Source organism: Pseudomonas sp. NFX224 (genome assembly GCF_048565165.1).
Taxonomy (GTDB): Bacteria; Pseudomonadota; Gammaproteobacteria; order Pseudomonadales; family Pseudomonadaceae; genus Aquipseudomonas.
The window spans coordinates 2,209,431-2,230,920 of the sequence record NZ_CP183416.1 but is presented as its reverse complement, the minus strand read 5'-3'; the positions used below and the strand labels follow the sequence as shown (position 1 = coordinate 2,230,920).

Below are 21,490 nucleotides of genomic sequence, written 5' to 3'. Positions count from 1 at the left end.
TGTATAAAGCTTAGAAATGAGCATTCCATCGGTAAGATGGTGAATGTTGATTTCTAGTCTTTGACTAGATCGTTCTTTAAAAATTTGGGTATGTGATAGAAAGATAGACTGAACGTTACTTTCACTGGTAACGGATCAGGCTAAGGTAAAATTTGTGAGTTCTCTTAGTTGAGAAATTCGAATTTTCGGCGAATGTCGTCTTCACAGTATAACCAGATTGCTTGGGGTTATATGGTCAAGTGAAGAAGCGCATACGGTGGATGCCTTGGCAGTCAGAGGCGATGAAAGACGTGGTAGCCTGCGAAAAGCTTCGGGGAGTCGGCAAACAGACTTTGATCCGGAGATGTCTGAATGGGGGAACCCAGCCATCATAAGATGGTTATCTTGTACTGAATACATAGGTGCAAGAGGCGAACCAGGGGAACTGAAACATCTAAGTACCCTGAGGAAAAGAAATCAACCGAGATTCCCTTAGTAGTGGCGAGCGAACGGGGACTAGCCCTTAAGTGGCTTTGAGATTAGCGGAACGCTCTGGAAAGTGCGGCCATAGTGGGTGATAGCCCTGTACGCGAAAATCTCTTGGTCATGAAATCGAGTAGGACGGAGCACGAGAAACTTTGTCTGAATATGGGGGGACCATCCTCCAAGGCTAAATACTACTGACTGACCGATAGTGAACTAGTACCGTGAGGGAAAGGCGAAAAGAACCCCGGAGAGGGGAGTGAAATAGATCCTGAAACCGTATGCGTACAAGCAGTGGGAGCCCACTTTGTTGGGTGACTGCGTACCTTTTGTATAATGGGTCAGCGACTTATTTTCAGTGGCGAGCTTAACCGAATAGGGGAGGCGTAGCGAAAGCGAGTCTTAATAGGGCGTCTAGTCGCTGGGAATAGACCCGAAACCGGGCGATCTATCCATGGGCAGGTTGAAGGTTAGGTAACACTGACTGGAGGACCGAACCGACTACCGTTGAAAAGTTAGCGGATGACCTGTGGATCGGAGTGAAAGGCTAATCAAGCTCGGAGATAGCTGGTTCTCCTCGAAAGCTATTTAGGTAGCGCCTCATGTATCACTGTAGGGGGTAGAGCACTGTTTCGGCTAGGGGGTCATCCCGACTTACCAAACCGATGCAAACTCCGAATACCTACAAGTGCCGAGCATGGGAGACACACGGCGGGTGCTAACGTCCGTCGTGAAAAGGGAAACAACCCAGACCGTCAGCTAAGGTCCCAAAGTTATGGTTAAGTGGGAAACGATGTGGGAAGGCTTAGACAGCTAGGAGGTTGGCTTAGAAGCAGCCACCCTTTAAAGAAAGCGTAATAGCTCACTAGTCGAGTCGGCCTGCGCGGAAGATGTAACGGGGCTCAAACCATACACCGAAGCTACGGGTATCACTTAGGTGATGCGGTAGAGGAGCGTTCTGTAAGCCTGTGAAGGTGAGTTGAGAAGCTTGCTGGAGGTATCAGAAGTGCGAATGCTGACATGAGTAACGACAATGGGTGTGAAAAACACCCACGCCGAAAGACCAAGGTTTCCTGCGCAACGTTAATCGACGCAGGGTTAGTCGGTCCCTAAGGCGAGGCTGAAAAGCGTAGTCGATGGAAAACAGGTTAATATTCCTGTACTTCTGGTTATTGCGATGGAGGGACGGAGAAGGCTAGGCCAGCTTGGCGTTGGTTGTCCAAGTTTAAGGTGGTAGGCTGGAATCTTAGGTAAATCCGGGATTCTAAGGCCGAGAGCTGATGACGAGTGTTCTTTTAGAACACGAAGTGGTTGATGCCATGCTTCCAAGAAAAGCTTCTAAGCTTCAGGTAACCAGGAACCGTACCCCAAACCGACACAGGTGGTTGGGTAGAGAATACCAAGGCGCTTGAGAGAACTCGGGTGAAGGAACTAGGCAAAATGGCACCGTAACTTCGGGAGAAGGTGCGCCGGTGAGGGTGAAGGACTTGCTCCGTAAGCCCACGCCGGTCGAAGATACCAGGCCGCTGCGACTGTTTATTAAAAACACAGCACTCTGCAAACACGAAAGTGGACGTATAGGGTGTGACGCCTGCCCGGTGCCGGAAGGTTAATTGATGGGGTTAGCTAACGCGAAGCTCTTGATCGAAGCCCCGGTAAACGGCGGCCGTAACTATAACGGTCCTAAGGTAGCGAAATTCCTTGTCGGGTAAGTTCCGACCTGCACGAATGGCGTAACGATGGCGGCGCTGTCTCCACCCGAGACTCAGTGAAATTGAAATCGCTGTGAAGATGCAGTGTATCCGCGGCTAGACGGAAAGACCCCGTGAACCTTTACTATAGCTTTGCACTGGACTTTGAATTTGCTTGTGTAGGATAGGTGGGAGGCTTTGAAGCGTGGACGCCAGTTCGCGTGGAGCCATCCTTGAAATACCACCCTGGCAACTTTGAGGTTCTAACTCAGGTCCGTTATCCGGATCGAGGACAGTGTATGGTGGGTAGTTTGACTGGGGCGGTCTCCTCCTAAAGAGTAACGGAGGAGTACGAAGGTGCGCTCAGACCGGTCGGAAATCGGTCGTAGAGTATAAAGGCAAAAGCGCGCTTGACTGCGAGACAGACACGTCGAGCAGGTACGAAAGTAGGTCTTAGTGATCCGGTGGTTCTGTATGGAAGGGCCATCGCTCAACGGATAAAAGGTACTCCGGGGATAACAGGCTGATACCGCCCAAGAGTTCATATCGACGGCGGTGTTTGGCACCTCGATGTCGGCTCATCACATCCTGGGGCTGAAGCCGGTCCCAAGGGTATGGCTGTTCGCCATTTAAAGTGGTACGCGAGCTGGGTTTAGAACGTCGTGAGACAGTTCGGTCCCTATCTGCCGTGGACGTTTGAGATTTGAGAGGGGCTGCTCCTAGTACGAGAGGACCGGAGTGGACGAACCTCTGGTGTTCCGGTTGTCACGCCAGTGGCATTGCCGGGTAGCTATGTTCGGAATAGATAACCGCTGAAAGCATCTAAGCGGGAAACTAGCCTCAAGATGAGATCTCACTGGAACCTTGAGTTCCCTGAAGGGCCGTCGAAGACTACGACGTTGATAGGTTGGGTGTGTAAGCGCTGTGAGGCGTTGAGCTAACCAATACTAATTGCCCGTGAGGCTTGACCATATAACACCCAAGCAATTTGACGCTCCTCGTTGAAGAAACGAGAGAGACCAGATTGCGGTGTGTGAAGACGCAATGAACCGAAAGTTCGATGCTCACAAAACACCAAGCTATCACATACCCAATTTGCTGAAGCGAGACCATCTGGTCACGAGTCAGTACCCGAATTTCTTGACGACCATAGAGCGTTGGAACCACCTGATCCCATCCCGAACTCAGAAGTGAAACGATGCATCGCCGATGGTAGTGTGGGGTTTCCCCATGTGAGAGTAGGTCATCGTCAAGATTAAATTCCGAAACCCCAATTGCGAAAGCAGTTGGGGTTTTGTTTTGTCCGCAGGAAAGTTCGTACAGCAACATCGGACAGGTCCACGCTGTCACAGTCTCCCGACAATGCTAAGGTTCGGCCCTAGCTTTTGTATTTTCCCAAGGAAGCCTTTATGCCGGACGCGACGTCCCTCAGTGCTGGTTTTATGGTGGTTCACGGCAACCGCCTGGACGAGTTGCGCAGCCTGGTGGTCAGCTGGATGCGGCGCTATCCGTTGGCTCCCTTGGAAAATGAAATCGCCCTGGTCCAGAGCAACGGAATAGCCCAATGGCTAAAGTTGGCGCTGGCAGAAGACGCTGAAGATGACGACATGGGCGGCTGTGGAGTCGCCGCCGCCATCGACGTTCAGTTACCCGGCAGCTTCATGTGGCAGCTTTATCGCATGGTCTTGGGGCGTGATGAAATTCCAGTCAAGTCGCTGCTCGATAAAGCCCCGCTGACCTGGCGTCTGATGCGCCTCCTTCCGCAGTTGATCAATCAACCGCACTTCGAACCCCTGCAACGATTTCTTACCAATGACACTGATCTTCGCAAACGCTATCAATTGGCCGAGCGCTTGGCGGACTTGTTCGACCAGTATCAGGTGTACCGCGCTGATTGGCTCGAAGACTGGGCCGAAGGTCGCCATCAGTTACGCAATGGCAGAGGGGAAACCAAACCGTTAACCCCGGCCAATTGCTGGCAGGCGGAATTATGGCGTGCACTGCTACTGGATGTCGGTGACGAAGGTATGGCGCAGAGCCGTGCCGGTGTCCATCAGCGGTTTATCGAGCGCATCAACAGTCTCGACGTCGCCCCTGATGGTTTGCCCTCCCGAGTGATTGTTTTCGGGATTTCCTCCTTGCCCGCTCAAGCCCTGGAAGCCTTGGCCGGGCTGGCTCGATTCAGTCAGGTTTTGTTGTGCGTCCATAACCCGTGTCGTCACCACTGGGCCGACATCGTTGCCGATAAGGACCTGCTGCGGCATCAGTACAAACGGCAGGCTCGCAAAAGCGGCATGCCGGTTGTCCTCGATCCGCAAACCCTTCACCAGCACGCGCATCCATTACTGGCGGCATGGGGCAAGCAGGGGCGTGACTACATCAACCTGCTCGACAGCTACGACGATCCCAACAGCTATCGCTCGACGTTTCGCGACGGTCGTATCGACTTGTTCAGCGACAGCCTGCCTCTGAACATGCTCAACCAGTTGCAGGACGACATCCTTGAATTGCGGCCACTGAACGAGACGCGCGAACACTGGCCAGCCGTAACTCTTGAGAAAGATGAGTCGATCCGTTTTCACATCGCTCACAGCGCTCAGCGTGAAGTAGAGATCCTTCACGATCAGTTGCTCGCGCGCTTCAGCGCCGATCCACAATTGCGTCCTCGCGATGTGATTGTGATGGTCCCGGATATCGACAGTTATGCACCGCATATCCGGGCGGTGTTCGGACAACTGGAGCGTAATGATCCGCGCTTCATTCCCTTCACGCTGGCTGACCAGGGGCAGCGCGGGCGCGATCCACTGCTGATCGCTGTCGAGCATCTGCTGAAGCTGCCCGACAGTCGTTTCCCGGTCAGTGAAATCCTCGACCTGTTGGACGTTCCGGCGCTACGTGCCCGCTTTGGTGTCGAGGAGCGCGACTTGCCGACCCTGCACCGCTGGATCGAAGGTGCAGGTATCCGCTGGGGGATGAATGCCGAGCAGCGTGCGGGCCTCGGTTTACCTGAGGCGTTGGAACAAAACAGTTGGCGTTTCGGCCTGCGACGCATGTTGCTGGGTTATGCCGTTGGCAGTGCCGACGCTTGTGCCGGAATCGAGCCTTACGATGAGATCGGTGGTCTCGACGCTGCGCTCATCGGCCCGTTGGTTGCGCTGCTGGATGCGTTGGAAGTTGCCCATCAGGAACTCACGCAGCCGGCATCGCCCCAACAATGGAGCGCGCGTTTGCAGGCATTAGTGTCGCTATTCTTCCAGGCCAGTAACGAGCACGACGACTTCTTGCTGACTCAACTGGAAGAGTTACGCGAAGCCTGGCTCGAGAATTGTGAATCGGTCAGCCTGCAAGATGAGCTACCGCTGACTGTCGTCCGTGAAGCCTGGCTCGCCGGTCTCGATCAGGGGCGTTTGTCTCAACGCTTTCTCGCCGGTGCGGTGAACTTCTGCACCTTGATGCCGATGCGAGCGATCCCCTTCAAACTGGTGTGCCTGCTGGGCATGAACGATGGCGACTACCCGCGTGCGCAGCCGCCGCTGGACTTCGACCTCATGGGCAGTGACTACCGTCCCGGGGATCGTTCGCGACGCGAAGATGACCGCTACCTCTTGCTCGAAGCCCTGTTGTCGGCACGGGACCAGCTCTATATCAGCTGGGTCGGCCGCAGCATTCGCGATAACAGTGAGCGCCCTGCGTCGGTACTGATCGGTCAACTCCGTGACCACCTTGCCAGTGGCTGGCGATTGAGCGGTGTCGACGAAGACTTGCTGGAGGCCATCACTCAGGAGCATCCGCTGCAACCCTTCAGTGCCCGTTACTTCCATGAAGGCGATGAGTTGTTCAGCTACGCCAATGAGTGGCAGGTGCTTCACCAGGATCAGGCACAAGCGATGGATATCGAGATCCTTGAACCTCACGTTCAGGAGGAGCCGCTGAGCCTCGGGCAACTCCAGGATTTCCTGCGCAACCCGGTGCGGCATTTCTTCAGTCAACGCTTGAAGGTGTTCTTCGAGGCCGCCGAAGTGCCTTTGGCGGATGAGGAGCCCTTTGTGCTCGACGCCTTGCAACGCTATAGCCTCAGCGACAGTTTGCTTGAAGCTGCATTGGCCGATCTGGACGACACCGATCACGCGCTTGAAGCGCAGGCCCGGCGTTTGCAAAACAGCGGGTTGTTGCCCATGGCCGGTTTTGGCGAATGCCTTCAGCGAGAGCTGATCGAGCCGTTGCCAGATTTGCTGCAGCGTTACCAGCAGCTTCTGGCTTTATGGCCAACACCATTGACCAGTGCTCTTCCTGTCAATCTGGAGTTGCATGACCTGCGCCTTGAAGGTTGGCTCAGCGGTCTGCATCAACGGGCTGATGGTGGCTTGCTGTCTGTCACTACGATCCCCAATGGCATCGGTTCGACCAAGTCACGCAAATGGCATCGCCTGACGCGGCCCTGGGTCAATCATCTGGTCGCGTGTGCCAGCGGTCTGTCGATGACCACCGCGTTGGTGGCCAGTGACGACAGTCTGCTACTCGCTCCAATGGAGGCGGATTCAGCACGACAGATGTTGGGCGACCTGTTGCAAGCCTGGCAATCCGGTATGCGCCAACCATTGCCGATCGCGGTCAAGACAGCCTTCGCCTGGCTGGGGCAAACCGAACCGGTCAAGGCCGAAGCAGCGGCTCGCAAGGCTTATGAGGGCGATGGATTGACCACGGACGGTGAACGACGCGAAAGCGTTGCGCTGGCTCGTCAATTTGCCGATTACGACGCGTTGGTCGCCGACGAGACTTTCGTCGATTGGTGCAATGCGCTCTACCGGCCACTGCTCGAAGCCCCATGGCGTTCAACGTCCAGCGAGGAGGCGCGCTCATGACCACCAAGACGCCTCTGGCCTTGGCATTCCCGCTACGCGGCAGTCAGTTGATCGAAGCCAGCGCCGGGACCGGCAAGACGTTCACTATTTCCGCGCTGTACCTGCGCCTGGTTCTTGGTCACGGCGGGGAGGCCAATGGCTTCGGACGCGAGCTGTTGCCACCGCAAATCCTGGTCGTGACCTTCACCGATGCCGCCACCAAAGAGCTGCGCGAGCGTATTCGCACCCGCCTGGCGGAGGCCGCCCGTTTTTTCCGTGACGAAACCCCTGCACCCGACGGCCTGATTGCCGAACTGCGTGCACAGTACTTGCCGGAGCAGTGGCCCGGTTGTGCCAATCGACTGGACATTGCCGCGCAGTGGATGGATGAAGCTGCGGTTTCGACGATTCACAGTTGGTGCCAGCGCATGTTGCGCGAGCACGCCTTCGACAGTGGCAGCCTGTTCACCCAGACCCTGGAAACCGATCACAGCGATCTGCTCGGTGAAGTCCTGCGCGACTACTGGCGTCTGTTCTGTTACCCGATGCAGGGCGATGCGTTGAATTGGGTGCGTAGCAATTGGGGAGGCCCGGCGGCATTGTTGCCGCGCGTTCGCGGACTGTTTGCCAGCGAGCGCGACAACGTTGAAGGCAAAGAACCTGCCGAGCTGATCACCGAATGTTTGCAGGAGCGGCGGGTTGCATTGCTGGAACTCAAGATGCCTTGGCGGCAATGGGCTGACGAGCTGCTCGCCATCTGCCATGAAGGCGTCGCGAGCAAGAGTGTCGACGGTCGCAAAATGCAGGCGCGTTACTTCGAGCCCTGGTTCGAGAAGATCAAAGCCTGGGCTGAAGACGAATCCCTTGAGCAACTGGACATCGGCACCGGCTTCACGCGGCTTACTCCCGACGGCATGGCAGAAGCCTGGAAAAAAGGCGACGTTCCCAACCATCCGGGGCTGGATGCAATGCCCGCTCTGAAAGCCTGTCTTGATGGTTTGCCGACACCGGATGCCGCCGTGCTGCAACACGCCGCCCATTGGGTCGGCGCACGGTTCGAGGAGGAAAAGCGTCGTCGTGCGGAAATGGGCTTCGACGACATGCTTCTACGCCTTGATGCGGCATTGCAGGCCGATGGCGGCGAGCGCCTGGCAACCTTGATCCGCGAACAGTTTCCGGTGGCGCTGATCGACGAATTCCAGGACACCGACCCGGTGCAGTACCGTATCTTCGAGAGCATCTATCGCATCGAAGACAACAATCCCGAGAGCGGCCTGTTCCTGATCGGTGATCCGAAGCAGGCGATCTACGCCTTCCGCGGCGCCGACATCTATACCTACCTGCGCGCCCGTCAGGCGACTTATGGCCGCTTGCATACCTTGGGCACCAACTTCCGATCCAGTCACGGCATGGTCAGCGCCGTGAACCATGTGTTTGAGCGCGCCGAGACTCGCGAAGCCGGGCGCGGAGCCTTCCTGTTTCGTGAACGCAATGGCGATAACCCGGTGCCGTTTTTGCCTGTTGAGTCCCAGGGGCGTAAAGAGGTTCTGCACATCGACGGTCAGGTCGTGCCCGCGCTCAACATCTGGCACTTGCCTGCCGAGCAGCCATTGTCCGGCGCGGTGTATCGACAACAATTGGCTGCCGCGTGTGCCAGTGAAATCACCGCGTTGCTCAACGGTGGGCAAGGGGCTCAGGCTGGGTTTGTGCGGGACGGCAAGGATTTCCAGGGGCTGCTTCCCGCGGACATCGCGATCCTGGTTCGCGATGGCAAGGAAGCGCAGGCCGTGCGTGCCGAACTCTCCGCCCGCGGTGTGCGCAGCGTCTATCTGTCTGACAAGGATTCGGTGTTCGCTGCCCAGGAAGCTCACGATGTACTGACGTGGCTCAAAGCCTGCGCCGAACCGGATGTCGAACGCCCCCTGCGCGCCGCATTGGCCTGCATCACGCTGAATCTTTCGTTGCCGGAACTGGAGCGGCTCAATCAGGACGAACTGGCCTGGGAAGCACGAGTCATGCAGTTCCGCGGCTATCGCGAGATCTGGCGCAAGCAGGGCGTGCTGCCCATGCTGCGCCGCTTGCTGCATGACTTCCAATTGCCCCAGGCATTGATCGCGCGCAGCGATGGCGAGCGGGTGTTGACCAACCTTTTGCACCTCTGCGAATTGCTGCAACAGGCCGCCGCCGAGCTGGATGGCGAACAAGCGCTGATCCGTCATTTGACCGAGCATCTGGCGCTGTCCGGTCAGGCCGGCGAAGAGCAAATCCTGCGTCTGGAAAGTGATGAGCAACTGGTCAAGGTCGTGACCATCCACAAGTCCAAGGGGCTTGAATATCCTTTGGTGTTCCTGCCTTTCATTTGCTCGGCGAAACCCGTGGATGGCAGCCGCTTGCCGCTGCATTACCACGACGCCACCGGCAAGGCCCAAGTGACCTTGAGCCCGTCCGCCGAGTTGATTGCCCTGGCCGATGATGAGCGACTGGCGGAAGACCTGCGCTTGCTTTATGTAGCCCTGACACGGGCGCAACATGCCTGCTGGCTGGGGGTGACGGACCTCAAGCGTGGCAATAACAACAGTTCGGTGCTGCATCTTTCAGCGCTGGGTTATTTGTTGGGCGGCGGCGCAGCATTGAGCGAGTCGTCGGGACTCATTCGTTGGCTGCAAGATCTTCAACAGGACTGTCCGGCGCTGGGCTACGGCGAAATGCCGGAAGCTACGGCAGAGCATTACCAGCCACCGCAAAACGAAGCGGCCTTGCTTGCCCCGTTGATTCCGAAACGCAAGGCCAGCGAAAACTGGTGGATCGCCTCCTACAGCGCCTTGCGCCTGAGCGACAGCCTGAGCATCGGCAGTGATGAGGCGCCCGAAAGTCCGCAGGCCCAGAAACTCTTCGACGATGAACGCCTCGATCCGCAGGCACCCCGGGAGATGGTTGCCGGTGGCGCGGATATCCATCGATTCCCCCGTGGTCCGAATCCGGGCACCTTTCTTCATGGCTTGCTCGAATGGGCTGGCGACGAAGGTTTCGGTGCCACGCCGCAGGCCGTGGAGGACGCCATCGCTCGTCGCTGTAATCGTCGCGGCTGGGAAGGCTGGATAACCACGCTCAGCGACTGGCTGCAGCATTTGCTCAAGTCACCGCTGCCTGTTGGGGCTGGGCAACCCCCGGTGATGCTTGAGCAGCTGACCCAATATCAGGTCGAAATGGAGTTCTGGTTCGCCAGCCATAAGGTCGATGTACTCAAGCTCGATGCGCTGGTGTGCCAATACACGCACAACGGTGTGGCCCGGATGGCTGCCGAACCGGTATTGCTCAACGGCATGTTCAAGGGCTTCATCGACCTGACGTTCGAACACGACGGTCGCTACTACGTCGCCGACTACAAATCCAACTGGCTCGGCATTGACGACCAGGCGTACACCGGGCAAGCCATGGAGCAGTCGATCCTCGACAACCGCTACGACCTGCAATACGTGTTGTACCTGTTGGCCCTGCATCGACAGCTCAAGGCCCGACTTGCCGACTACGATTACGACCGGCATGTCGGCGGCGCGATATATCTGTTCCTGCGCGGTACGCGCGCGCCCAGCCAGGGTGTGTATTTTGCCCGGCCGCCGAGAGAGTTGATCGAGCGACTGGATCGGATGTTTCAAGGTAAACCGGAGCCGAAGGCTGAACCGTCGTGGGAACAGGGAGTATTGCTATGAGCCGCACCTTCGCCGATCTGTTGCCCACGTCGTTGGCCTCTGACAGCCTGGCTGACCTTGCCCCGTTGAATCGCGCCGACGATTTACTGCTGTTGCTCACGCGCTGGGTCGAGCGTGACTGGTTGCGCGCGCTGGACAAAGCCTTCGTGGCCTTCCTTCATGAACTGGCACCGGATGATGATCCGTTGGTGTTGCTGGCGGCGGCGTTGACCAGTCACCAATTGGGCCACGGGCATGTCTGCCTGGATCTGTTCGAGACGTTGAAAGAACCGGACTTCGCCCTGTCGCTGCCGCCGGAAGGCGATCTGCACAGTGGCGCGATGTTGCTGCCCTCGCAATTGCTCGAGGCGCTGGATGGCGCACATTGGTGCAAGGTGCTGGCTTCCAGCAGCCTGGTCGCACTGGCGGCCGATGGGCGTGAGGCCGCGCGGCAACGGCCTTTGGTGTTGTCTGGCAAGCGGCTGTATTTGCGCCGCTACTGGGTATATGAGCGGCGTATAGATTACTCGCTGCGTCAACGTCTGGCGGAGCACGAAGCAACACCGGCCGACTTGCTCCAGCGCCTTACCGGTCTGTTCGGTCCGGCCAAACCCGGTGAAGTGATCGACTGGCAGAAACTTGCCTGTGCTCTCGCTACACGTGGCGCTTTCAGCATCGTCACCGGTGGTCCGGGCACCGGCAAAACCACCACGGTCGTGCGTTTGCTGGCATTGCTCCAGGCACCGGCAGTGGAGGTCGGCAAGCCGCTGCGCATTCGCCTGGCCGCGCCGACCGGCAAAGCCGCTGCGCGCCTGACAGAGTCGATCAGCCAGCAAATCCAGACGCTGAAAGTCAGTGAAGACATACGCAACAAAATCCCGTCAGACGTCACCACGGTTCACCGCCTGCTTGGCAGCCGTCCCGGTACGCGACATTTCCGCCACCACGCGGGCAATCGCCTGCCGCTGGATGTGCTGGTGGTGGACGAAGCTTCGATGATCGACCTGGAGATGATGGCGAATCTGCTCGACGCGCTACCACCTCACGCCCGGCTGGTGCTGTTGGGAGACAAGGATCAACTGGCATCGGTAGAGGCCGGTGCGGTGCTTGGCGATTTATGTCGCGATGCCGAAGCCGGCTGGTACAGCCCGCAGACACGCCAGTGGCTGGAGGCGGTCAGCGGCGAAAGCCTGGAGACAAGTGGGTTGCAGGAGGACACCCAGGGCAGTCATCCACTGGCTCAGCAAGTGGTGATGCTGCGCCACTCGCGCCGGTTCGGCGAAGGCAGCGGCATTGGTCAGTTGGCCCGCTGGGTCAACCAGCAGCAGCCAGAAGAGGCGCGCAAGTTGCTGGAGGCGCGCAGTCATGGCGATGTGTTTTGCCTGTCCCTCAAGAATGAACAGGATCGGGCGTTGGAGCGTTTGTTGCTCGAAGGTCATGGCGATGGACCGCAGGGCTATCGGCATTACTTGAGCCTGCTGCGCAAGCAGCGACCCGCGCTCGACAGTCCGCTTGAGGATTCACGCTGGACTGATTGGGCTCGTGAGGTCTTGCAAGCCTTCGATGCCTTCCAGCTACTGTGCGCGGTTCGCAAAGGGCCGTGGGGTGTGGAGGGTTTGAATCTGCGAGTGACCGAGGCGTTGCTCAAGGCCCGTCTGATTGATAGCGACCAGCAGTGGTACGAGGGACGGCCCGTGCTGATGACGCGCAATGATTACGGCCTGGGCTTGATGAACGGCGATATCGGCATCGCGCTCAAACTTCCCGAGCGTGATGGACCAGAGGCGGGCAAGCAGGTTCTTCGAGTGGCGTTCCCGCGCAATGACGGGCAGGGCGGGGTGCGTTTTGTTCTGCCAAGTCGACTCAATGATGTCGAAACCGTTTACGCCATGACGGTACATAAATCCCAAGGTTCGGAATTTGCCCATACGGCGCTGATTCTGCCGGATGCCCTGAATCCGGTGCTCACCAAGGAGTTGATCTATACCGGCATCACCCGGGCCAAGGACTGGTTTACCTTGATCGAACCGCGTACCGGTGTGTTTGAAGAGGCGGTGAGACGCAAGGTCAAACGCTTGAGCGGGTTGATGCTGGAGCTCAAGGAGGGCGGCGATAGCCCGGAGTGATATAAGCCGCTCACGATGTGCCTCCGTACGGATAATCGCCGGCGTCCCGGCGAAAGTGGTCAAGTACCGGTATCCTCCCGACATCGGTATCGAGTCACTCAGTCTACAAACCGCAACTCCCCCGTCTCACCCAGCAACAACGGGCCATTGAGCTCAGTGACTTCCCTGATGTAGTCCCACAACAGGGTGATCCGCTTGAGTTTGCGCAGGTCTTCGCGGCAGTACATCCAGAATTGTCGGGTGATGTTGATTTCTTGCGGCAGTACCGGCAGCAAGCGCGGGTCCTGGGCGGCGAGGAAGCAGGGCAGGATCGCCAGGGATCGCCCTTGCTGCGCCGCCACGAACTGCGCAATCACGCTCGTGCTGCGCAAATTGGCGCTGGCGCCGGGGAGCACGTTTGCCAGGTACAGCAGCTCCGAGCTGAATGCCAGGTCGTCGACATAACTGATAAATGAATGTTTACCCAGGTCTGACGGGCGGCGGATGGCCGGGTGTTTGTCCAGGTATTCCTGGGTCGCGTAGAGCTGCAAGCGGTAATCACAGAGTTTGCAGCAGACGTACGGCCCATGTTCCGGACGTTCCAGAGCGATGACGATATCGGCCTCGCGCTTGGACAGGCTGATGAAGTGCGGCAGAGGCAGGATGTCCACCGAGATTGCCGGGTAGGCGTCGACGAAATGGCTCAGCTGCGGGGTGATGAAAAAACTGCCGAAACCTTCGGTGCAGCCCATGCGCACATGCCCGGATAACGCCACGCCAGAGCCCGAAACCTGCTCGCACGCCATGTGCAGCGTGCTTTCGATCGACTCGGCATAACCGAGCAAGCGCTGGCCTTCGGCGGTCAGGACGAAACCGCTGGTCCGGGACTTCTCGAACAGCAAGGTGCCCAACGAAGCTTCCAGTGAACTGATGCGTCGCGACACGGTGGTGTAATCGACCGCCAGGCGCTTGGCGGCGGTGCTGGCCTTGCGGGTCCGGGCGACTTCAAGGAAAAACTTGAGGTCATCCCAGTTCAGCGAACCTAAAGACGTGATGTTTTTTTGCATGATGGACCGGCTTTTATGTGCGTTCTTATTAGAAGTTTGCACATCTATACTCCAAAAACAGCCCGACAACCAATTCGCGGCACACGCCTCATCGCAAGGCGACTTTCTCGCCTTGGCTCTCTAGATAACAACAAGTCCAGGAGACCCACATGAACGCATCGCTCACGCCTAACGAAACCACCGTGCAAAAGGTCAAGCTGTTGATCGACGGCCAGTGGGTCGAATCCAAGTCCACCGAGTGGCACGACATCATCAACCCGGCCACTCAGCAAGTGCTGGCCAAGGTGCCATTCGCCACCGCCGAAGAAGTCGACGCGGCAATCAGCGCAGCCCATCGTGCCTTCCAGACCTGGAAGTTGACGCCGATCGGCGCGCGCATGCGCATCATGCTCAAGCTCCAGGCACTGATTCGCGAACACTCCAAGCGTATTGCCGTGGTCCTTAGCGCAGAGCAGGGCAAAACCATTGCCGACGCCGAGGGCGATATTTTCCGTGGCCTGGAAGTGGTCGAGCACGCCTGCTCCATCGGCAGCCTGCAAATGGGCGAATTCGCTGAAAACGTCGCGGGCGGTGTCGACACCTATACCCTGCGCCAGCCGATCGGCGTGTGCGCCGGCATCACCCCGTTCAACTTCCCGGCGATGATTCCGCTGTGGATGTTCCCGATGGCCATCGCCTGCGGCAACACCTTCGTGCTCAAGCCGTCCGAACAGGACCCGATGTCGACCATGCTGCTGGTGGAGCTGGCTATCGAGGCCGGCATCCCGGCCGGTGTGCTGAACGTCGTGCATGGCGGCAAGGACGTGGTGGACGGTCTCTGCACTCACAAAGACATCAAGGCGGTTTCCTTCGTCGGTTCGACCGCGGTCGGTACGCATGTCTATGACCTGGCCGGCAAGCACGGCAAGCGCGTGCAGTCGATGATGGGTGCCAAGAACCACGCCGTGGTGCTGCCGGATGCCAATCGCGAACAAGCGCTGAATGCGCTGGTCGGTGCCGGTTTCGGTGCCGCCGGGCAGCGTTGCATGGCCACTTCGGTGGTGGTGCTGGTGGGCGCGGCCAAGCAGTGGCTGCCGGATCTGAAGGCGCTGGCGCAAAAACTCAAGGTCAATGCCGGCAGCGAGCCAGGCACCGACGTCGGTCCAGTCATCTCGAAAAAGGCCAAGGCGCGGATTCTCGACCTGATCGAGAGCGGGATCAAGGAAGGTGCCAAGCTGGAACTGGATGGTCGCGAGATTTCGGTTCCGGGCTACGAGAAGGGCAACTTCGTCGGCCCGACCCTGTTCTCCGGCGTGACCACTGACATGCAGATCTACACCCAGGAAATCTTTGGCCCGGTGCTGGTGGTGCTGGAAGTCGCCACGCTCGATGAAGCCATTGCCCTGGTCAACGCCAACCCGTTTGGTAACGGCACGGGCCTGTTCACCCAGAGTGGTGCGGCGGCGCGTAAATTCCAGACCGAGATCGACGTCGGCCAGGTCGGCATCAACATCCCGATTCCGGTGCCGGTCCCGTTCTTCAGCTTCACCGGTTCCCGTGGCTCCAAACTCGGCGACCTCGGCCCTTATGGCAAGCAAGTGGTGCAGTTCTACACTCAGACCAAGACCGTCACCAGTCGTTGGTTCGATGACGACAGCGTCAACGACGGTGTGAACACCACCATCAACTTGCGTTAAGGAGCCGGACATGAAAATCGCTTTTATCGGTCTCGGCAACATGGGTGCGCCGATGGCGCGCAACCTGATCAAGGCCGGCCATTCGTTGCGTCTGGTCGACCTGAACAAGGCCGTGCTGGCAGAGCTGGAACAATTGGGCGGCAGCATCAGCGCGTCGGCCCGTGAAGCGGCGCAGGACGCGGAACTGGTGATCACCATGTTGCCGGCTGCCGTGCATGTTCGCGGTGTCTGGCTGAGTGAAGACGGCGTGCTCGCCGGTATCGGCAGAGGCGTGCCGGCGGTGGATTGCAGCACGATTGATCCACAGACTGCCCGTGACGTGGCAGCCGCTGCGGCCAAACAGGGTGTGACCATGGCCGATGCACCGGTTTCCGGCGGCACGGGCGGTGCGGCGGCCGGGACACTGACGTTCATGGTCGGTGCCACCCCGGAACTGTTCGCCACGCTGCAACCGGTACTGGCACAAATGGGCCGCAACATCGTCCATTGTGGTGAGGTCGGCACCGGGCAAATCGCTAAAATCTGCAACAACCTGCTGCTGGGGATTTCCATGGTCGGCGTCAGCGAGGCCATGGCACTTGGCGATGCCCTGGGCATCGACACCAAGGTGCTGGCGGGCATCATCAACAGTTCCACCGGGCGTTGCTGGAGTTCGGAGATGTACAACCCGTGGCCGGGCATCGTCGAAACGGCGCCGGCGTCGCGCGGTTATACCGGTGGCTTTGGAGCCGAACTGATGCTCAAGGATCTGGGGCTGGCGACGGAAGCGGCACGTCAGGCGCACCAACCGGTGGTGCTTGGCGCGGTGGCCCAGCAGTTGTATCAGGCGATGAGTTTGCGTGGGGAAGGTGGCAGCGACTTCTCGGCGATCATCAACAGCTATCGCAAACCCCAATAGGGGCTGTTTCCGGGGATCCGCGTCGGGCGGGTTCCCGGTTTTTTATTTGGCGCAAAGAAAAGATCGCAGCCTTCGGCAGCTCTGCCGAAGGCTGCGATCTTTTGCTTTATCAGGCAAACACGAAATATTTACGCACGGTTTCCACCACTTCCCAGGTGCCTTTCATCCCCGGTTCGATGACGAAAATGTCACCGGCGCGCAGGTGGATCGGCGCCATGCCTTCCGGGGTGATGATGCAGTAGCCTTCCTGGAAGTGGCAGTATTCCCACTTCGCGTATTCCACGTACCACTTGCCCGGTGTGCAGATCCAGGTACCCATGATCTTGCTGCCGTCTTCGCTGGTGTAGGCGTTGAGGTTGACGGTGTGCGGGTCGCCTTCGAGTTTTTCCCATTTGCAGGCGTCGAGTACGGGCAGCGGGTGGGTATCGCGAAGAACGGTAATCGGTGCGGTCATGATGACTCCGGGCGTTGGGGGAGAGCTGAAGTCGCACCCTATCGGGCCTGGCCCGGCATCAGTTGTCTGTGCTCGACACTGAGGTATCCAGAAGCGCATCGCGTCATTGATGCACACAATAAAAAACGCCCCGGCATTGGTTGAATGCCGGGGCGTTTTTTTAAGCGTTTGCGGGGTTACTGAGCCACAGGCAGGTTCCGGTGCCTGGCCATGCGCAACCGATAGCAGGCGTAGATGAACAGTACCCACACCGGCATGGCGTACACCGACGGGCGTACAGGCGGAATCATCCAGATGACGCAGATGATCACGGCCATGAAGGCCAGGCACAGAAAGTTGGTGTACGGCGACCAGAAGGCCTTGAAGCCCGGCACGACGCCGCGTTGTTCCATCGCTTTGCGGAACTTCAAATGCGTCAGGCTGATCAGCGCCCAGTTGATCATCAGCGAGGCGACCACCAGGGCAAACAACAACTCCAGGGCTTCGTGCGGAGCAACATAGTTGACCAGCACGGCCAGCATGGTGATTAGCGCTGAAACGCCCAACGCCAGCAACGGCACACCCTGCTTGTTCAGTTTCATCAGCACTTTCGGCGCATCACCCTGTTCGGCCAAGCCGTAGAGCATGCGGCTGTTGCAGTAGACGCCGCTGTTGTAGACCGACAGCGCGGCGGTGAGCACCACGAAGTTGAGGATTTGCGCGGCGGTGTCGCTGCCGATCAAGGCGAAAATCTGCACGAACGGGCTGCCGCTGTAGGCATCGCCCGACGCGCCGAGTGTCTGCAACAGTTGATCCCACGGATACAGCGACAGCAGCACGGTCAGCGCACCGACGTAGAAGATCAGCACCCGGTAAACCACTTGGTTGATGGCCTTTGGAATGACTTTTCTCGGTTCGCTGGCTTCAGCGGCGGTGATGCCGACCAATTCCAGGCCGCCGAAGGAAAACATGATGAACGCCATCGCCATCAGCAAACCGCTGTAGCCGTTGGGGAAGAATCCGCCGTGATCCCACAGGTTGCTCACCGAGGCTTGCGGGCCGCCGGTGCCGCTGAACAGCATGTAGCAGCCGAGGACGATCATGCCGATGATGGCCACGACCTTGATGATCGCGAACCAGAACTCCATTTCACCGAAGACTTTGACGTTCAGCGTGTTGATCAGGTTGACCAGCACGAAGAACACCGCGGCGCTGACCCAGGTCGGCACCTCCGGCCACCAGAACTGCACGTACTTGCCGACGGCCGTCAGCTCGGCCATGCCCACCAGCACGTACAGCACCCAGTAGTTCCAGCCGGACAGGAAACCGGCAAAGCCGCCCCAGTAGTTGTGGGCAAAGTGACTGAAGGAACCGGCCACCGGCTCTTCGACAATCATCTCGCCGAGCTGGCGCATGATCAGGAACGCGATGAACCCGGCAATCGCATAGCCGAGGATCATCGATGGCCCGGCGGACTTGAGCACGCCGGCCGAGCCCAGGAACAGCCCCGTACCAATGGCTCCGCCCAGGGCGATCAGTTGAATATGTCGATTTTTCAACCCTCGCTTGAGCGTTCCCTGTTGCAAGATTTCATCCGCCATCTGGTTTCCTTCTGACTGTTGTGGCCAAGCCTGATTTGAAAGGTCGAATCTTACTCTCGCTCACCCCTTCGTCATACAGTCACGGGGTGGGTTGAGCGTTGGTTTTCAAGGGCTGGCGCTGTGGTTGGTCGTGCGCAATGCTTCGAGCAAGGCTCTGGCATAAGCGGGCAAGTACTCGAATGAGCGGGCGCACAGCAGCAGTTTTCGCTGCGCCCATGGCTCCTTCAGCGCGAAGCTTGTCAGCGGTTGATCGACCGACCAGCGACGCAGGGCCGCCAACGGCACAATCCCCAGCCCGGCACCGTGAGCGACCATGCGCATCACCCCGTCGAAGCCTTCCGCACGGACGCGGATCTGCATGCGCATACCGGCGTGCAACGCCTGTTCTTCCAGATACACCGCCAATGCGCTGCTGGCGGTCAGGCCGACGTAGTGGTGCAGCAATGTATCGCTGAAACTCGGCGGTTCGCCGTCGGCCAAGGGATGCCCGGGCGGCATGATCAGCACCAGCGGATCGTCGCGAAAGGGCAGGGTGTCGAGGGTGTGGGTGTCCACCGCATCCGAGACGATCCCGAGGTCCGCCGCACCCTGGCGCAGGGCGTGAGTGATGCGGGTGCTGGGCAGTTCCTGCAAGTCGATGTCGAGGTTGGGATGCCCGCTCAGGAAGTCGGCGAGCAATTCGGGCAGGTATTCGCTGATCGCCGTGGTGTTGCACAACAACCGGACCTGGCCTTTGACGCCCTTGGCGTATTCGGCCAAATCCTGCTGCATGCGTTCGGCGTGTTGCAGCAGCGTGCGGGCGTGTTGTGCGAGGGCTTTGCCGGCAGGTGTCGGTGTCACTCCACGGCGACCGCGCTCCAGAAAGTCGATCCCGAGCGATGCTTCCATGGCCCGGATGCGCGCACTGCCCGCCGCCAGGGACAGATGACTGCGGGCAGCGCCGGCGGTGATGTTGCCGGTGTCGAGGATGTTCAGGTAGAGGCGCAGGTCGGTGAGGTCGAAGTGCATGGGTGGCCTCTGGTTGTGTGTTGTCTGGGAGGGCTTCATCGCTAGCAGCTAGCTCCCACAGTGGTTGTGCGTGGGAGCTAGCCTGCTCGCGATTTCGATCGTCGTCTCACTAAAGCCTCTTGATTTGAAAGAGGCAGCCTCAGTATATGGCAGATTTCCAACCAGCTTATCCGGGCTCAGGATTGGCTCATGAATACGCTCGCCTCGTTCTACCAAAATCTCGGCCTGTCCCTTTCACTGCTGGTTATCGCCACCTTCCTGCTGGCCGGCATGATCAAGGGTGTGATCGGTCTCGGCCTGCCGACCATTGCCATGGGGTTGCTCGGTCTGGCTATGGCGCCGTCGCAGGCTGCAGCGTTGCTGATCATCCCGGCCACGCTGACCAATGTCTGGCAACTGGCTTTCGGCGGGCATCTGCTCGGGCTGGTCAAACGGCTGTGGCCGATGCTGCTGGCGATTTTCATCGGCACCGGTGCGGGCACTCTATGGATTGGCATGGCCGGTGGACACTGGGTGGTGCGGGGATTGGGCGCGGCGCTGTTGCTCTATGCGTTGAGCGGTTTATTCCTGCCGACATTGCGCGTGGGCAGTCGCAGCGAGCGCTGGCTCGGTCCGTTCTGCGGCCTGATCACGGGTGTCATCACCTCGGCCACTGGCGTGTTCGTGATTCCGGCGGTGCCGTACCTGCAAGCGCTGGGGTTGAGCAAGGACGAACTGGTGCAGGCGCTGGGTTTGTCGTTCACCGTTTCGACGCTGGCACTGGCGGGTGGATTGCTGTGGCGCGGCGCGCTTGGCGGTGACGAGTTGAGTGCGTCGTTGCTGGCGCTGATTCCGGCGGTGCTCGGCATGTTGCTCGGGCAGTGGCTGCGCCAGCGGATCAGCGCCGTGCTGTTCAAGCGCGTGTTCTTCATTGGCCTCGGATTGCTCGGTGGCCATTTGTTGATCAGCGGTTAGCGGACGACGGGCTGATCATCTCGATGGCGCGAATCTCGAAATCCCGTTCCAGATACTCGTCGCGCTGTTCAAGAAACTGCTTCATGTGCGGCAGGCTCGAGTGCACGTCGAGGTGGGCCTGGGACTGCCAGATCTCATAGAAGATAAACAGGGTCGGGTCCTGTTTGTCGCGCAGCATGTGGTACTCGATGCAGCCGGGTTCGGCGCGACTCGCTTCCACGTAACCGCTGAAAAAGGCTTCGAAGGCGTCGGATTTTCCCGGGCGGGTCTTGGCGTGCAGGATGAAGCCTTGGATTTCACTCATGAAAGACGCTCCTCAGGGTCAGAATCGGCGCCAGTCTAAAGCAACAATCGGTCGACTATTCGTGCGTATAGGTCAAATGAATTTTGCGCCGTGGGCGCTTTTTCCGCGCGAGGCAGATCGTTACTCTGCCGCCATCCAATTCCTGACCTTCCCGAGATTTCTTGTGAAAAAAGTCCTGTTGCTCAATGGCGGCAAAAAATTCGCCCACTCCGATGGCCGCTACAACACCACCCTGCATGAAGCTGCATTGAGCGTGCTGGATCGTGGCGGCGTGGATGTCAAAACCACGTTCATCGACGAGGGCTACGACGTCGCTGAAGAAGTCGCCAAGTTCCTCTGGGCCGACGTGATCATCTACCAGATGCCCGGCTGGTGGATGGGTGCGCCGTGGACGGTGAAAAAGTACCTCGACGAAGTCTTCACTGAAGGCCACGGCAGCCTCTACGCCAGCGACGGCCGCACCCGCTCCGATTCGTCGCAGAAGTACGGCAGTGGTGGTTTGATCCACGGCAAGCAATACATGCTGTCGCTGACCTGGAACGCCCCGCAGCAAGCCTTCGACGACCCGACTGATTTCTTTGAAGGCAAAGGTGTGGATGCGGTGTACTTCCCGTTCCACAAGGCCAACGAGTTCCTCGGCATGACCGGCCTGCCAACCTTCCTGAGCGTGGACGTGATGAAGCGCCCGAACATCGAAGGTGATGTGGCGCGTTATGAGCAGCATTTGACCGAGGTGTTCGGCCTGCCGACCTGAGGTTCCT

At 58.7% G+C, this 21,490-nt stretch carries 12 protein-coding genes and 2 rRNA genes; 9 read left to right on the top strand and 5 right to left on the bottom strand.

Going from position 1 to position 21,490, the window contains the following annotated elements:
- Positions 1 to 233: 233 nt before the first annotated feature.
- The 5 genes from ACNYC6_RS10015 to recD all read left to right on the top strand — a co-directional run bounded on the left by ACNYC6_RS10015 (position 234) and on the right by recD (position 12,809).
- Positions 234 to 3,125, top strand: a 23S ribosomal RNA gene (locus tag ACNYC6_RS10015).
- Between the two features lie 167 nt (positions 3,126 to 3,292).
- Positions 3,293 to 3,408: ribosomal RNA gene (gene rrf / locus ACNYC6_RS10010) — 5S ribosomal RNA — on the top strand.
- 154 nt (positions 3,409 to 3,562) lie between these two features.
- Complete coding sequence (recC, locus tag ACNYC6_RS10005; RefSeq protein WP_419712158.1) at positions 3,563 to 7,015, top strand: exodeoxyribonuclease V subunit gamma; 3,453 nt, start codon at positions 3,563 to 3,565, stop codon at positions 7,013 to 7,015.
- On the top strand, positions 7,012 to 10,704 hold the full coding sequence (gene recB, locus ACNYC6_RS10000; protein WP_419712157.1) for an exodeoxyribonuclease V subunit beta: 3,693 nt from the start codon (positions 7,012 to 7,014) through the stop codon (positions 10,702 to 10,704). Before recC ends, recB begins: the two co-directional genes overlap by 4 nt.
- Positions 10,701 to 12,809 carry an exodeoxyribonuclease V subunit alpha gene (gene recD / locus ACNYC6_RS09995; RefSeq protein WP_419712156.1) on the top strand — a complete coding sequence of 703 codons (2,109 nt, stop codon included), beginning with the start codon at positions 10,701 to 10,703 and terminating at the stop codon, positions 12,807 to 12,809. Before recB ends, recD begins: the two co-directional genes overlap by 4 nt.
- A gap of 98 nt (positions 12,810 to 12,907) precedes the next feature.
- Here the strand turns inward: recD and ACNYC6_RS09990 are convergent, their stop codons facing one another.
- Positions 12,908 to 13,855 carry a LysR family transcriptional regulator gene (locus tag ACNYC6_RS09990; RefSeq protein WP_419712155.1) on the bottom strand — a complete coding sequence of 316 codons (948 nt, stop codon included), beginning with the start codon at positions 13,853 to 13,855 and terminating at the stop codon, positions 12,908 to 12,910.
- Between the two features lie 149 nt (positions 13,856 to 14,004).
- Between ACNYC6_RS09990 and ACNYC6_RS09985 the strand changes: the two genes are divergently transcribed.
- Together ACNYC6_RS09985 and mmsB are read left to right on the top strand one after the other, a co-directional pair.
- Positions 14,005 to 15,531 carry a CoA-acylating methylmalonate-semialdehyde dehydrogenase gene (locus ACNYC6_RS09985; RefSeq protein ID WP_419712154.1) on the top strand — a complete coding sequence of 509 codons (1,527 nt, stop codon included), beginning with the start codon at positions 14,005 to 14,007 and terminating at the stop codon, positions 15,529 to 15,531.
- Between the two features lie 10 nt (positions 15,532 to 15,541).
- Entirely contained in the window at positions 15,542 to 16,429 is an 888-nt protein-coding gene (gene mmsB, locus ACNYC6_RS09980) for a 3-hydroxyisobutyrate dehydrogenase (protein ID WP_419712153.1), read from the top strand.
- A 109-nt stretch (positions 16,430 to 16,538) separates the two neighbouring features.
- On the opposite strand, the gene ACNYC6_RS09975 is transcribed toward mmsB, so the two are convergent.
- The 3 genes from ACNYC6_RS09975 to ACNYC6_RS09965 form a co-directional block, all read right to left on the bottom strand.
- A complete protein-coding gene (locus ACNYC6_RS09975) occupies positions 16,539 to 16,883 on the bottom strand; it encodes a cupin domain-containing protein (RefSeq protein ID WP_419712152.1) in 345 nt (114 codons plus the stop codon).
- Positions 16,884 to 17,059: 176 nt separating this feature from the next.
- On the bottom strand, positions 17,060 to 18,463 hold the full coding sequence (locus ACNYC6_RS09970) for an amino acid permease (RefSeq protein ID WP_419712151.1): 1,404 nt from the start codon (positions 18,461 to 18,463) through the stop codon (positions 17,060 to 17,062).
- A gap of 105 nt (positions 18,464 to 18,568) precedes the next feature.
- On the bottom strand, positions 18,569 to 19,471 hold the full coding sequence (locus ACNYC6_RS09965) for a LysR substrate-binding domain-containing protein (protein ID WP_419712150.1): 903 nt from the start codon (positions 19,469 to 19,471) through the stop codon (positions 18,569 to 18,571).
- Positions 19,472 to 19,660: 189 nt separating this feature from the next.
- Here ACNYC6_RS09965 and ACNYC6_RS09960 point away from each other — a divergent pair, with 189 nt between their 5' ends.
- A complete protein-coding gene (locus ACNYC6_RS09960; protein ID WP_419712149.1) occupies positions 19,661 to 20,425 on the top strand; it encodes a sulfite exporter TauE/SafE family protein in 765 nt (254 codons plus the stop codon).
- Here the strand turns inward: ACNYC6_RS09960 and ACNYC6_RS09955 are convergent.
- The gene (locus tag ACNYC6_RS09955; RefSeq protein WP_419712148.1) at positions 20,415 to 20,729 is read right to left on the bottom strand and encodes a putative quinol monooxygenase; all 315 of its coding nucleotides are present in this window, start codon (positions 20,727 to 20,729) and stop codon (positions 20,415 to 20,417) included. The genes ACNYC6_RS09960 and ACNYC6_RS09955 overlap by 11 nt on opposite strands.
- A 163-nt stretch (positions 20,730 to 20,892) precedes the next feature.
- On the opposite strand from ACNYC6_RS09955, the gene ACNYC6_RS09950 reads away from it, so the two are divergent.
- Entirely contained in the window at positions 20,893 to 21,483 is a 591-nt protein-coding gene (locus ACNYC6_RS09950) for an NAD(P)H-dependent oxidoreductase (protein WP_419712147.1), read from the top strand.
- Positions 21,484 to 21,490: the final 7 nt, after the last annotated feature.